Raw genomic sequence first — 13747 nt, forward strand, 5'->3', positions numbered from 1 at the left:
GGGTTTCTGAATGTCCACCTCGCTTACCACCGAACAGCGCCAGGCACTGCGTAATGCATCACACTGGTACGCCCTCCTCAGCGGTGAACGCGTCAGCCCGCAGCAGGAAGAAAAATGGCAGCAATGGGTCGATGCGAATCATGATAATCAGTGGGCGTGGCAACAGGTTTGAAAGCCTCAGGCAACAGATGCAAACCATGCCGGGCAATGTGGCCAGCCAGGCACTGCGCGATTCACAACTGACGCGGCGTCACGTGCTCAAAGGACTGTTGCTGGCTATCGGTGCCGGTGCGGGCTGGCAGTGGTGGCACAGTGACAGCGCCACCGGATTGCGCGCAGACTATCACACTGCTAAGGGCGAAATTCGGCAGTTCCCGCTCAGCGACGGTAGTTTGCTCACCCTTGATACGGCGTCTGCTGCCAACGTTCGCTATGACGATAACGAACGTCGCATCGAATTACTGTTTGGCAAACTGGCCATCACTAGCGGCAAAGACGTGCAGCAACGCCCGCTGCGCGTGTATACGCCACAAGGACAACTCACCGCACTGGGCACCGAATTCAGTGTGGAACAGCAAATCGATCGCACTCTGCTGCTCGTCAGCCAACATGCGGTTGCGGTGCGTCTGGCGGGCCAGCCTGAGCAACGTCTTACCGTCCAGCAGGGGCAAATGTTGAGTTTCAGTGCGCAATCCTTTGGTGCCGTCGAGAATGTCCCTGCACGCATGGAGTGGACCGGCGGCAGGCTCAGCGTCAGTGACCGACCACTGGCAGAGGTGATTGAGCAACTGGCGCGTTATCGTCAAGGCATACTTCGCTGCGATCCTGATGTCGCCAATTTGCGCGTCAGTGGCACTTTTCCCCTGTTAAAAACCGATGTGGCGCTCAATGCCTTACAGCAAACGCTGCCGATATCACTACAACGCGTGACGCGTTACTGGGTCACCGTCAAAACGCGCTAATTTTTTTTAAAAAAACGCCCAGACGATTGTCCCTTTTCCTCCCCTCAAACGACTTATCTCTAAATACACCAAAACAATGATAATTTTTGGAGATGTTATGACTGCTTCACGTGCCTCATCACTGCGCGCGCTTTCGAAAGCCAGCCCGCTGGTGATGGCGATTCGCCTTAGCTTGTTACCTCTGGTTTATGTTGCCCCGGGATTTGCCCAGGCGGCCACTGCCACCGCACACTACGCCATTCCGGCTGGCCCACTGGATGCGGCTCTGAACCAGTTTGCCAGCGCCGCGGGCATTACGCTGTCGTTGGATGCGCGACTGACGCGCGGCAAACAGAGCCCTGGCTTACAGGGCGATTACGCGATTGATGGCGGCTTTGCTGCACTGCTGAGCGGCAGTGATTTGCAAGCCAGTTCACTCGGCGCTGGCGTCTGGACGGTTAAAACGGTGTCTGCTGCACCTGGTGAACCGAGCCTGACGGTGGTGGGCGACTGGTTGGGCGACGCGCGTGAGTCTGATGTGTTTGAACACCCCGGTGCGCGTGATGTGATTCGTCGCGAGGATTTCGCTAAAAATGGTGCGACATCCATGCGTGACGTGCTGAACCGCATACCAGGTGTGAATGCGCCCGAAAATAATGGTACCGGCAGCCATGATCTAGCGATGAACTTTGGTATTCGTGGACTGAATCCACGCCTTGCCAGCCGCTCCACCGTGTTAATGGATGGCATTCCGGTGCCGTTTGCGCCATACGGACAACCGCAGCTGTCGCTGGCCCCGGTTTCACTTGGCAACATGGATGCCATTGATGTAGTGCGCGGCGGGGGTGCCGTGCGTTATGGGCCACAAAGCGTGGGCGGCGTGGTGAACTTTGTCACTCGCGCTATCCCGCAGGATTTCGGGATAGAAGCCGGCGTCGAAGGTCAACTTAGCCCCACGTCCTCGCAGAACAACCCGAAAGAAACCCACAATCTGTTGGTGGGCGGTACCGCAGATAACGGTTTTGGCACCGCGCTGCTTTACTCCGGCACGCGTGGCAGCGACTGGCGTGAACACAGTGAAACGCGCATCGATGATGTGATGCTGAAAAGCCGCTATGCGCCGAATGAAGTGCATACCTTCACCAGCCTGTTGCAGTACTACGATGGTGAAGCCAACATGCCCGGTGGTTTAAGCCGCGCCGATTACAACGCCGACCGTTGGCAATCCACACGCCCTTACGATCGTTTCTGGGGCCGTCGCCAGCTGGCGAGCGTGGGTTATCAGTTCCAACCCGACCAACAGCACAAATTCAATGTGCTAGGCTTCTTCACCCATACGCTGCGCAGCGGCTATCTGGAGCAAAAAGCCAATATTACCCTCTCTCCGCGCGAATATTATGTGCGTGGCATTGAGCCTCGCTACAGCCAAAGTTTTACCCTGGGCTCCTCAGCGCATGAGGTGGGTGTGGGTTATCGCTACGTCAGCGAGTCCGGACATGAAATGCGCTACTTCGTCCCGACCAGCAGCGGCGAGTTGCCTTCTACTTCGAGTCCGTACGATCGCGATACCCGATCGGGTACCGAAGCCCACGCGTTTTATCTGGATGACCGCATTGATATCGGCAACTGGACCATCACGCCGGGCATGCGTTTTGAACATATCAGCTCCTATCAGCGCAACGCGATCAAAGGCACACAGCAGGATGTCAGCTACAACGCGCCACTTCCCGCGCTTAACGTACTCTACCACCTGACCGATAGCTGGAATCTCTACGCCAATACCGAAGGATCATTCGGCACCGTCCAGTACAGCCAGATTGGCAAAGCGGTGGACAGTGGCAGCGTAGAGCCGGAGAAAGCACGTACCTGGGAGCTGGGTACGCGCTATGAAGATGGCGCCTTGACCGCAGAAATGGGACTGTTCCTGATTAACTTCAACAACCAGTACGACTCCAATCAAACCGACGATTCCGTCACTGCACGCGGTAAAACCCGCCACACCGGTCTTGAAAGCCAGGTGCGTTATGACTTATCAGATCTTACCCCTACGCTGGAAAACGTCTCGGTTTACGCCAGCTACACCTATGTGAACGCGGAGATCCGCGAGAAAGGTGATACCTACGGAAACCAGGTGCCATTCTCACCGCGCCAGAAAGGCACGCTGGGCGTTGATTACAAGCCAGGTAACTGGACGTTCAACCTCAACAGTGATTTCCAGTCCAGCCAGTTTGCTGATAACGCCAATACCGTGCAGGAGAGCGCCGACGGCAGTACCGGCCGTATTCCCGGATTTATGTTGTGGGGCGCGCGTGCGAACTATGACTTCGGCCCACAAATGGCCCATCTCAACCTGGCCGTCGGTGTGAAAAACATCTTCGACCAAGACTATTTCACCCGTTCTTATGATGACAACAACAAAGGTCTGTACGCCGGACAACCGCGCACAATTTATGTGCAGGGTTCTGTGAAGTTTTGAGTTGTTTGTCATTCCAGGTGCGCATCAATGCGCACCCTACGGAAAACCGTATCCATTCTCGTAAGGTCGCCATTTATGGCGACCACATAGCAAACCCGTAGGGTCACCATTTATGGCGGCCAGCGCAATTTTATGGAGTTATGCAGATGTTCCGTTGTTTACGATGGTTGTCGCTGGTGAGTCTTATAGTCCTGGCCAGCACCGCCCACGCGGTCACGGTGCAGGATCAACAGGGTACCTTTACCCTCAACACCCTACCGCAGCGCATTGTGGTGTTGGAATTATCATTCGCTGATGCCCTCGCCGCCGTCGATGTCAGCCCGGTTGGCATCGCAGATGACAATGACCCTCAGCGTCTGTTTCCTGAAGTGCGCGCAAAGCTGCAACCCTGGCAATCCGTTGGTCTGCGCGGTCAACCCAGCCTTGAAGCGATTAGCGCACTCCATCCCGATCTCATCATCGCGGACAGCAGTCGTCACGCCACCATCTATGCGGCCTTGCAGCGCATCGCACCGGTTTTACTGCTGCAATCACGTAACGAAACCTATCAGGAAAACCTGCATTCAGCGGCAATCATCGGCGAGGTGGTGGGTAAAAACGCAGAAATGCAACAGCGGCTGGCACTTCATCAACAACGCATGCAGGCCGCCGCAGCGAAACTCCCTGCTGGTACCTCGGTGATGTTTGGTACCTCACGCGAAAATCAGTTCACCTTACACTCGGCAGCCAGTTACACCGGGGGGGTATTGACGGCGCTGGGTTTAAAAGTGTCGCAACCGATTAATCAAGCGCCGATGACGGTGTTAAGTCTTGAACAGTTATTGGCGCAAAATCCTGACTGGCTGCTGGTGGCGCATTATCGTGATGAAAGCATTATCAAAAACTGGCAGCGCGATCCCTTGTGGAGCCTGATGAACGCAGAACGGTTGCACCATATCCGCACCGTAGACAGCAATAGCTGGGCGCGAGCACGGGGTTTATTTGCCGCTGAGAAGATCGCAACTGACGCTGTCACTATTTTCACTGCGCCATGACTGCTTCGCTACGATGGTGGCTGAGTCTTTTGCTACTCAGCCTGACCTTTTGGTTTAGCCTGGTGAGTTTCAGCGCCATACCGATTCCCGCGACCGCCGCGGTAAGGGCGTTGTTGCCGGGCGAAGTAAACAGCATGGCGGAAGCGCTGGTGTTCAACCTGCGCTTGCCGCGCACCCTGGTGGCGATGTTGCTCGGTGCCAGCCTGGCGCTGGCCGGTGCGCTGTTACAAGTGATGACGCATAACCCGCTGGCCTCGCCATCTGTACTGGGAATTAACAGCGGCTCCGCGCTCGCTATTGCACTGACCTCGGTGTGGAGTCCGATAGCCTTAGCTGGCTACCCGCTGTCATTGATCGCGGCCTGCGGCGGCGGACTCAGCTGGCTTTGCGTCAGTGCCGCCGGGCGAGGAAGCGCCCAGCATCAGGATCGCCAACGATTAATTCTTGCGGGGATCGCCCTGTCCGCCTTTTGCATGGCATTGACACGCGTCACGCTGTTGCTGTCAGACGATCACGCTTTTGGTGTGCTTTACTGGCTGGCTGGGGGCATTGCTCACGTGCGCTGGCAACAGGTTTGGCAGCTCTTCCCGGTAGTCGCCATCCTGACTCCCCTGATTCTGTCTCAAGCCCCGTCACTCAATTTACTCCGTGTCGGCGATGAGGCCGCACACGCATTGGGTGTCAACTTACCTCGCCTGCGCCTGCTGCTGAGCCTGTCACTGTTGTTGCTGGTCGGGGCCTGTGTCAGCGTGGCGGGTCCGCTCGCCTTTATTGGATTATTGGTGCCTCATCTTGCACGGGCCTGGATCGGGCACAATCTACGCATCATGCTGCCTATGTCGATGCTGCTCGGTGCGTCCCTGATGTTATTGGCGGATATCACCGCCAGGTGGCTGGCATGGCCCGGTGAAATACCAGCAGGTGTAGTACTCGGACTGGTTGGCGCGCCTTGCTTTGTCTGGCTGGCACGGAGACGCAGTTAATGAACGCACGCATGTTGCTCTCGCTGCTGCTGGTCGCGCTAACGACCACCGCACTTTGCAGCCTGAAATGGGGCGTACAGAGTTTTAGCTGGTCGGCGATCGGACAAGCCTGGCAGGCCACCAGCGAGGCGCATTATGTGGTGATCGAGTATCGATTACCTCGCCTGTTTTTAGCGATGCTGGTGGGTGCGTCACTGGCCGTTTCTGGCGTGCTGGTACAAGGCATTATTCGTAATCCCCTGGCTTCTCCCGATATCCTTGGCGTTAACCATGCCGCCAGCCTCGCCACGCTCTCCGCTCTGTTGCTGTTTCCCGCATTACCAGGCTTTGGCTTGCCACTACTGGCCTTCGCTGGCGGCTGCCTGGCGCTACTGCTATTGCGCGTGCTGGTCGATTTCTCCGCACCGTTACGACTCGCGGTAGTGGGTATCGCACTGGCCGCCTGCTGGGCCAGCCTGACCGATTATCTGATGCTGTCTCGTCCTCAGGACGTCAATATGGCCTTGCTGTGGTTAACCGGCAGTTTGTGGGGACGTGACTGGAGCATGGTGACACTGGCGTTGCCTTTGCCGCTGTTACTGTTAGCGAGCCTGCGCTTCTGTCGCGATCTCGATCTGTTAGCACTTGGCGATGCCCGTGCCGCAACGCTCGGGGTGGAACTGAGAACGGTGCAACGCTGGGGATTAGTTTTGTCCGTGGCACTGGCGGCCATGGCCGTCGCGCTCTGCGGACCCATCAGTTTTATTAGCCTGGTGGTGCCCCACGTCATACGGCATCTCATCGGAGGGCGGCATCGACGCCTGTTGCCCTGCGCAGCGCTGGGCGGCGCGTTGCTGCTGGCATTAGCGGATCTGCTCGCTCGCACCCTCGCCCCGCCGATGGAACTCCCTGCGGGTGTGATCACCGCACTGCTCGGCGCCCCCTGTTTTTTCTGGTTACTGATAAGGATGCGCTAAATGGACATTCGCACTCACGATCTCTGCGCCGGATATGGCAGCAAACGTATTCTGCATCACATCAATGTGACACTGCCCGCCGGGCAGATTACCGCGCTGCTTGGCCCAAATGGTTGTGGCAAGTCGACGTTACTGAAATGCTTTGCACGCTTATTAACGCCCCAGCAGGGCGAAATCTTGCTAGGTCGAGATCCCCTGACCGCGCTTTCGTCCCGCCAGCTCGCGCGTTTACTGGCCCTGTTACCGCAGCAACATTTGACGCCTGAAGGCATCAGCGTTGAAGAGCTGGTCGGTTATGGTCGCAGCCCGTGGATGCCCTTCTGGGGGCGCGTATCCGCCAGTGATAAAGCGCAGGTGCAGGCAGCGATGGCGCGTATGGATATAACTGAACTGGCCCATCAGCGCGTCACGGCGCTCTCCGGTGGCCAACGCCAGCGCGTGTTTCTCGCTATGTTGCTGGCGCAAGATACACCGATCGTCTTATTAGATGAGCCCACCACCTGGCTGGATATCAATCATCAGGTGGAACTCATGAAATTAATGGGCGACTTAAAAGCACAGGGTAAAACCGTGGTCACCGTGCTGCATGATTTGAATCAGGCCAGCCGTTATTGCGACCATCTGGTCCTGTTCAAGCAAGGAAGCGTGGTGGCGCAAGGATCACCCTCGCAGGTGCTGACGCCACAGCAGTTACAGCAGGTGTTTAACGTGCGTACCAGCGTGGTGGCCGATCCTTTGAGCGGCGCACCACTGTGCCTGTTTCATGATGAATGAATCATCTGTCAGTGCGCATCACTGCGCACTCGTTGATCAGTTATAAAACGCCGGACGCGGCGGCATGGTAATCGCTACGATTTCACCGTTGTTCTGCGCAGCAACACAGGCATCCGCGGCGACGGCAGCGGCAAAGCCATCCCAGGCGGACGGACCAGTCATGTTGCCGGACAGCACATTATTAATGAAGTCCTGCAATTCCACATCGTAAGCGTCAATAAAGCGTTTTTTCCAGTCAGTCAGGATGCCGGTGGAAAGTTTGGCGGCGCGGCGCGTTTGCACGGACATCGGCTCTGGCAGGCTGGCAATTCCGCTTTCTCCCACCACCTGGCACTGAATATCGTAACCGTATTCACAGTTGACGAAAATTTCCACGTCGATGCGTACACCTTTGGCGGTTTCCAGCAGCACGATCTGAGGATCTTTCAAATGCGATGACGCTTTACGGGTTTTGCGCGGATAAATCACCTGGGCACTGACGTAATCATCCTTTAACAACCAGCGCAGCACATCCAGCTCATGGATCAGCGTATCGGTAATCGCCATATCAGTGGTGTAACTGTCACCCACTTCCGGGTTTCGGTGCGCACAGTGCAACATCAGCGGTTCGCCGATCTCACCGCTATCAATAACATTTTTCAATGCGCGGTAGCCGCTGTCGTAGGGACGCATAAAGCCGACCTGCACCAACTTTTTACCCGCAGCGATCTCCGCTTCCACAATGTTTTTACACCCTTGAGCCGTGACGGCTAGCGGCTTTTCACAGAACACCGCTTTACCCGCTTTGATAGCAGCCAGCACAAACTCTTCATGGGTCGGCCCCCAGGAGGTCACCAGAATGGCCTGCACATCCGCGGCATTAATCAGGTCATGCGCGTTGTCGTAGATCTCAGCCTTCAGACCCAGATCGTTAATCACCTGCTCACAATTGCTACGGTTGATGTCATTCAGAGCAACAACACGTGAGTTTTGCAGTACCTGGCTGCAACGGCGAATGTGTTCACGTCCGATAGCGCCAGTGCCGATTACACCAATATTGAGTGTCATGCTTCTTTCCTTAATCTGTATACAGGTGAAATTAGTGGTTGAGATATTCGATACTGGTGCGGATTTCACGCGCGATATCCGCTTCGCTCCATCCATCCATCACCGATGAAAACGGCTCAAAGGCATAAATGCCGGTGTAGCCCATCTCTTCAAGACGTTGAACTTGCTGTTTTGACTTCAAGAGATCATCAGCGCTCAGCATGATGCGTTCTTCATCCGTCAAGGTATGAACAGGACGAGCGTCCGTGACACCCGACAGATGCACCAAACCGATGTTCCTCACATCAACACCACCGGCGAAGTCCTGCTCTGCCCCCTCGTACAAATGATGATGGAAAGTATCGAGGACGATTTTGAACGGGACACCGGCCTGTTTGATCAACTGCTGGGCCAGCGCGGCAGAACGCAGTGAGCTTTGGGGGAAACCCAGCGGTTCCACCAGCCCTTCAATGCCATATTCGGCAAATAACGGTGCCAGCGTTTGCAATGCTGCTATCGTTTGCTGGTGAGAAATAACGGTGCCGTCATTAAGCGGGCAAAGCACCAGGGCCTTCGCTCCCGTTTCCCTCGCGTCTTTTAATAAGCCACGCGTTTTTTCCAGCACCTCTTCACTTAATTGATTAAAGGGGTAGACAGCATTGATGGTTTCAATTTCAAGGCCATATTGTTGAGTCAGAGAATGAACCACCTCTCCTCCCAAACCATCCGTCACACTGCCACTTTTCATATCATTGCGAATTTCCACCTTATTTATCCCAAGGTCATTCACCAATGTGAAAAATTGTTCAACAGTTAAATTCGGTGCAATCTTGCGGTTCACGCAAAAGCGGTCGTGACTTATTTTATAGGTCATGATCTTTCCTGAAATAATAAACGTTAGGTTTGGTCAAATGTTCTGTTTTGCTGTAACGCATTAACTGGTTTTGATAGTAAGTTATCTTTTTGTTTCCGACTGCGTGAACCTTGAGTGATTTACATCAACGTCACTCAGACAGGATCTGCGTCACATTTATGGCTTACCGTCATACAGTTCATAGAAGTAATGCTCGACCTGCTCCAGACTGCGCCCACGCGTTTCCGGAATAGTACGCAACACAAACAGTGAGCCTCCAATCCCGATGATGGCAAAGGTCAGGAACGCGCCAGCCAGACCAAATGCCGCCAGCAGAATCGGGAATGCCATGGAAATAGCAAAGTTGGCCATCCACAGGGCAAATACCGCGCCCCCCATACAGATACCCCGCATGCGCGCCGGGAATATTTCGGACAGTAGCAGCCAGGTAACCGGTGATAGCGCGCCCTGCTGGAAGCAGAGGAACATCAGCATCCCGGCTAAAACCAGATAAGCGCGCAGTAGATTGACCTCACCGCCCAGATGGTATTCCGGCATGAAGAAACAAACGGCAGCGATAAAGAACAGGCAAGCAGTACAACCCATTTGCCCCACCAGCACCAACGGGCGGCGGCCAATTTTGCCAATCATCCAGATACCGACCAGCGTCATCAGCACCGAAATCACGCCATTGGCAATGGTGGCAAACAGTGCTGCATCATTGCTCAAGCCCGTTGCCGTCAGCATGGTGGGCGCGTAGTACATAATGGTGTTCACACCGGTAAGCTGCTGAATGGCGGCAATACCAATACCGAGCAGAAACACCTTGCGCAGCCATGGAGTGCGTAAATCGCGCAGTCGTCCTTTTCCCTTCTGTCGGTTCTCTTCGATCGTCTCTTCTATCTCCTCCAGTTCCCATTCGACATCTTCCGCCGCACGGGTCTTCTCCAGTACTTTTCTTGCTTCAGGACTATTGCCACGCATCACATGCCAGCGCGGGCTTTCCGGCATAAATATCATGCCGATCCACAGCAGCACCGCGGGAACCGTGGAGATCGCCAGCATCCAGCGCCACGTGTGCTCACCGCCCCAGATTTCATTAAAGGTCGCGTTAGAGACATAGGCCAATAGCTGACCGGAAACGATCATTAACTCTTGCAGTGTTACCAGTTGACCGCGCTTGTTCGCGGGCGCGATTTCAGCGATATATACCGGTACCGTCGCCGCCGCACCGCCGACTGCAATTCCCAGGAATAACCTGGAGACGATCATGGAAACAACGTCCGGGGCAAAGGCGGAACCCACAGCACCAACGGCGAAAATAAACGCCAGCGAGATGATGATTTTGCGGCGGCCCAGCGCATCAGCAAAGTGCCCCGCCAGTAAGGCACCAAACGCCGCACCAAACAGCAATGAACTGGTCACTAATCCGGTGGTAAATGGCGTTAGCTGCAAATCATTGCGCATAAATAACAGTGCACCAGACACGACGCCGGTATCGTAGCCAAATAATAAACCGCCTAAGGTTGCTACCAGCGCAATAATCTTCACAAATGGCTCAGTACGCGTTGCACTATTTGGACCTGACGTGGTGTTACTGGAGATATAAAGTTCTTTTTCCATAAACCCTCCTGGTAAAAAGCATTAGGAAATACAGCAGAACAAAACAGAATCTCACGCTAACGGTATTTTTATTTCATGTTAATTGTTATTTAAAACATTGCGTTCAAAGTGTGAAATCAAGCATTCTGGTTATTTTATTTTGATGGATTTACATCAAGTATTGTTGGATTTTGGATTTAAAAGGTAATAGCGAATATATCGCTGACTGATGATGTGGATTTAAATTAAGCGGGGAGTCAAAGCGCGAATAAGAAAACCCTTACGCCAAACCTATTAGCGTAAGGGTTAATCAGATTAAAACTGCCAGCGTACGCCACCATTGTAGCGCCAGCCTTTTGTTCCGTTACCGTCAATCTCCTGGCGATAATCCGCTTCGGCATACAGCGAAACATTGCTTTTTAAGGTTGCGGTGCCGCCGATACCCACATCCCACATCTGACCGAACTTACCGCTGTCAAAGCTGACACTCTGCGCGCTACCGTTGGCACTGGCCTGCGTCGTCGCTGCGCCACCCCAGCCACGCGTGTAACTGGTACGCAGATAAGGCGTATATTGTTGCCCGGCGGCATCCTGCCAGGTGCGGTCCAGTCGCGCCCCTACACGGCCAATAGTTTGATTGTAGCTTCCCCAACGTACACGGGTATTATCCTCGTCAACCAGGTCATCCATATTGAGCAGCAAATACATTAACTGCGCCTGCGGCTCAAGGCGAATGCCGTTGCCAAGCTGCCACGGATAGCCGGTTTCCAGTGAAGCGCCCCAGCCATTACCTTTCAACTTGCCGACGTCTTTCTGCCGCGCAATGTCGGTATCGCCACGGTGCCAGTCAAATGACAGCGTGCCGTCCACATACAGGCCGTTGTCACGCAGCCAGGTCGCGTATAACGACAGCGTATCGTTATCGATACTGGTGGAACTATAGCCATCTGCTGCCTGCGGGCGAATACGGGCATTACCTCGGGTGTAAGCCACGCCTGCGCGTAAGCTGTCGTTGGCCCCCTGTAGGTGAATCAAATTTCCGCCTAATTGCACCGCACTGTAATCCAGATCGAAGTCATAGCCGTATTGGCTCAGGCTGCGATCAGTTTTGTAGGTCAGGTTGGAGCCCAGATAGCGGATAAACATCTCACCGCCGTTACCTGCAGAGCTATCTTGATCCTGGCGTAACTCACCTAAGCGCTTATGCAGATCGTCCATCACCGCCATGTTGTAGTAGGCCAACCCGACAGGTGCAGAAATATAGGACGGCATTTGAGGGGTGAGTTGAGGCCGCACTGCGTTACCTGCCGTGTCGCTGATGAAGTTGTTCGCCAGCCGATAATCCCATGCAGAGCCATTGGTGCTGCTATAGAGCCCGTATTGATAAGGACCCGATGCCACGTAGCCATTCGCCAACGCGAAGCTACTGGCGCTGGCAGTTCCGGTGACCTGCACCAGCGAGATGCCCTGGTCCGGCGTGATAACAGCCCCACCACCCGCCAGCGGTTTGACATCCAGCAAGGTTGTGCCGCCGCTATTGCCGTTAACGCGCAGGTTATCACTGGCTCCTCCGCTGGCTAATTGCGTGTTGAGTTTCACGCGACCACCGACAGCATTAAGATCGCCATCGATCGTTAACGTATTACCCGGCGCACCGTTACCATTGGTGAGATCCAGCATCCCGGCATTATTCACCACCAGCGATCCATCCGTGGCACCACTTAACAGCGGATTGACGCCATCACCGGCAAACAGGGTCGACCCCTCGCCGATATTGATGGTGCTGTGCGCCAGCTTCAGGTTATCGGTTAATGTCCATTGAGTGTGGTAGAAGTTAATGGTGCTCCAGCCACCGCCGAGGTTGGTGCCTTTGCTGAGATCGTCGGCGCTGAAAGAGCCGCCGCGCGCAGTGATATCACTGAAATTCAAGGTGCTGCCTGCACCATTATTGGTGGTGATGTGACGCGTGTTGGCGAGGTCAACGTTAGCCACCAGCGCCTGATTGGTGCCGTCACCCATGGTCAGACTGCCATTCAGTGTGCCACCCGAAACCTGCAAACTGTCGTTGCCATTGCCCGTGTTGACGTCGCCAACCACACTCCCCGCCAGTAACGCGATTTGATCATCGCTGGCCCCTCCCGCCACCACGATGGTTTCCGGGAAAGGAGCGCTGATATTGCCTTGGTTAATAAAGCGCGTCTGCCCGCCACGCAGGTCAATAATCGGTGAGACGGTGCTTAATGAAATAATGCCGCCCCGGTTGATCACCTCACTGGCGGTACTGGTGACAATCGCCGAGCCACCCGATTGGTCATACACCGCAATGGTGCCTTCGTTGGTGACCGTCCCTGTGGTGTTAGCGCGTACCCCGGTGTTATTGCCGGAGACAAAGATGTAATAGTTTGGCCCAATCATCAGATCGTTATGGGTCACTGAACCATCCTCATTGGCAAACAGATAGCCGATACCATTACCGTTGCCACTGACGTTGATGTAGGCATGCCCCTCGGGATCAAAAGAGGTGGCTGAACGAATGCCGTTACCGTCGTTGACATCAATGCGGGCATAATTCAACGCGATATTGCTGGATTCAGCACGGTTATTGATTACGTTGCTGCTGCCATATAACTCTACATGGTCAGCGTTAAACCCCGCTGCGCCGTTATCGATCAGCACGGTATCTGCATTACCGCCAGCACCAATCGAACTGGTGTAGCTGCTATAAGTATCGCCTTGACCGTCTCCGATGATATTAAGTGAACCACCGCTGCCGACACGAATGGCGGCAGTGCCCTCGGAGTAAAGATGGCCACTACTTTGTAGATAGATTGAGCTTCCCGATGAGGCATCCAACGCTACGCCTTTGGTGGCGGAAATCGAACCGCTGTTAACCAGTAAACCGCCATCAGTCAGCCCTACCGCGCTGCTGTTGTTGCCGTTGAGCGTGACGGTGCCCTGATTATTGACATTGCCGCCGCCTCCCGCGCTTAACAACGTGATGTTTTCAGCATCTGTGTTCAGACTGGTGCTATTGCTGATGCTGCTTAAGCCTTCAAGCGCCTGGTAACCGACCTGATTCGCGTCATGGAACACAATGTTGCT

At 54.7% G+C, this 13747-nt stretch carries 9 protein-coding genes and 1 pseudogene; 6 read left to right on the forward strand and 4 right to left on the reverse strand.

All coding sequences use genetic code 11. The features are described from left to right. The first annotated feature begins 10 nt into the window (after positions 1–10). The 6 genes and pseudogenes from fecR (at position 11) to fecE (ending at position 7164) form a co-directional block, all read left to right on the forward strand. Positions 11–962: pseudogene (gene fecR / locus PSSD_RS23185) on the forward strand (ferric citrate uptake sigma factor regulator FecR). Between the two features lie 97 nt (positions 963–1059). Further along, positions 1060–3417, forward strand: coding sequence for a TonB-dependent Fe(3+) dicitrate receptor FecA (gene fecA / locus PSSD_RS23190; RefSeq protein WP_058973844.1), 2358 nt, complete (start codon positions 1060–1062; stop codon positions 3415–3417). A 146-nt stretch (positions 3418–3563) separates the two neighbouring features. Further along, on the forward strand, positions 3564–4451 hold the full coding sequence (locus PSSD_RS23195; RefSeq protein ID WP_058973845.1) for a Fe(3+) dicitrate ABC transporter substrate-binding protein: 888 nt from the start codon (positions 3564–3566) through the stop codon (positions 4449–4451). Beyond that, entirely contained in the window at positions 4448–5434 is a 987-nt protein-coding gene (fecC, locus tag PSSD_RS23200; RefSeq protein ID WP_058973846.1) for an iron-dicitrate ABC transporter permease FecC, read from the forward strand. Before PSSD_RS23195 ends, fecC begins: the two co-directional genes overlap by 4 nt. Next, the gene (gene fecD, locus PSSD_RS23205; RefSeq protein WP_058973847.1) at positions 5434–6390 is read left to right on the forward strand and encodes a Fe(3+) dicitrate ABC transporter permease subunit FecD; all 957 of its coding nucleotides are present in this window, start codon (positions 5434–5436) and stop codon (positions 6388–6390) included. Before fecC ends, fecD begins: the two co-directional genes overlap by 1 nt. Continuing rightward, positions 6391–7164, forward strand: a complete 774-nt coding sequence (gene fecE, locus PSSD_RS23210; protein WP_058973848.1) for a Fe(3+) dicitrate ABC transporter ATP-binding protein FecE — start codon at positions 6391–6393, stop codon at positions 7162–7164. Positions 7165–7200: 36 nt separating this feature from the next. Here the strand turns inward: fecE and iolG are convergent, their stop codons facing one another. From iolG to PSSD_RS23230, 4 genes are all read right to left on the reverse strand, one after another. Next, a complete protein-coding gene (gene iolG / locus PSSD_RS23215) occupies positions 7201–8211 on the reverse strand; it encodes a bifunctional inositol 2-dehydrogenase/D-chiro-inositol 1-dehydrogenase (RefSeq protein WP_058973849.1) in 1011 nt (336 codons plus the stop codon). A 31-nt stretch (positions 8212–8242) separates the two neighbouring features. Beyond that, positions 8243–9064: a TIM barrel protein gene (locus tag PSSD_RS23220; protein WP_058973850.1), complete on the reverse strand. Its 822-nt coding sequence runs from the start codon at positions 9062–9064 to the stop codon at positions 8243–8245. A gap of 156 nt (positions 9065–9220) precedes the next feature. Next, a complete protein-coding gene (locus PSSD_RS23225; protein WP_058973851.1) occupies positions 9221–10666 on the reverse strand; it encodes a sugar porter family MFS transporter in 1446 nt (481 codons plus the stop codon). Positions 10667–10960: 294 nt separating this feature from the next. Beyond that, positions 10961–13747, reverse strand: a 2787-nt coding sequence (locus PSSD_RS23230; protein ID WP_153011494.1) for an autotransporter family protein, incomplete at its 5' end; no start/stop codon positions are given.

Source organism: Type-D symbiont of Plautia stali (assembly GCF_001485335.1).
In the GTDB taxonomy this organism is placed as follows: Bacteria; Pseudomonadota; Gammaproteobacteria; order Enterobacterales; family Enterobacteriaceae; genus Pantoea; species Pantoea vagans_C.

What these genes read in the sequence shown, in the direction of transcription:
- fecA (WP_058973844.1), top strand. Translation starts at nt 1,060, where the DNA reads ATGACTGCTTCACGTGCCTCATCACTGCGCGCGCTTTCGAAAGCCAGC.
- fecE (WP_058973848.1), top strand. Translation starts at nt 6,391, where the DNA reads ATGGACATTCGCACTCACGATCTCTGCGCCGGATATGGCAGCAAACGT.
- PSSD_RS23225 (WP_058973851.1), bottom strand. Translation starts at nt 10,666, where the DNA reads ATGGAAAAAGAACTTTATATCTCCAGTAACACCACGTCAGGTCCAAAT.
- PSSD_RS23195 (WP_058973845.1), top strand. Translation starts at nt 3,564, where the DNA reads ATGTTCCGTTGTTTACGATGGTTGTCGCTGGTGAGTCTTATAGTCCTG.
- iolG (WP_058973849.1), bottom strand. Translation starts at nt 8,211, where the DNA reads ATGACACTCAATATTGGTGTAATCGGCACTGGCGCTATCGGACGTGAA.
- fecC (WP_058973846.1), top strand. Translation starts at nt 4,448, where the DNA reads ATGACTGCTTCGCTACGATGGTGGCTGAGTCTTTTGCTACTCAGCCTG.
- fecD (WP_058973847.1), top strand. Translation starts at nt 5,434, where the DNA reads ATGAACGCACGCATGTTGCTCTCGCTGCTGCTGGTCGCGCTAACGACC.
- PSSD_RS23220 (WP_058973850.1), bottom strand. Translation starts at nt 9,064, where the DNA reads ATGACCTATAAAATAAGTCACGACCGCTTTTGCGTGAACCGCAAGATT.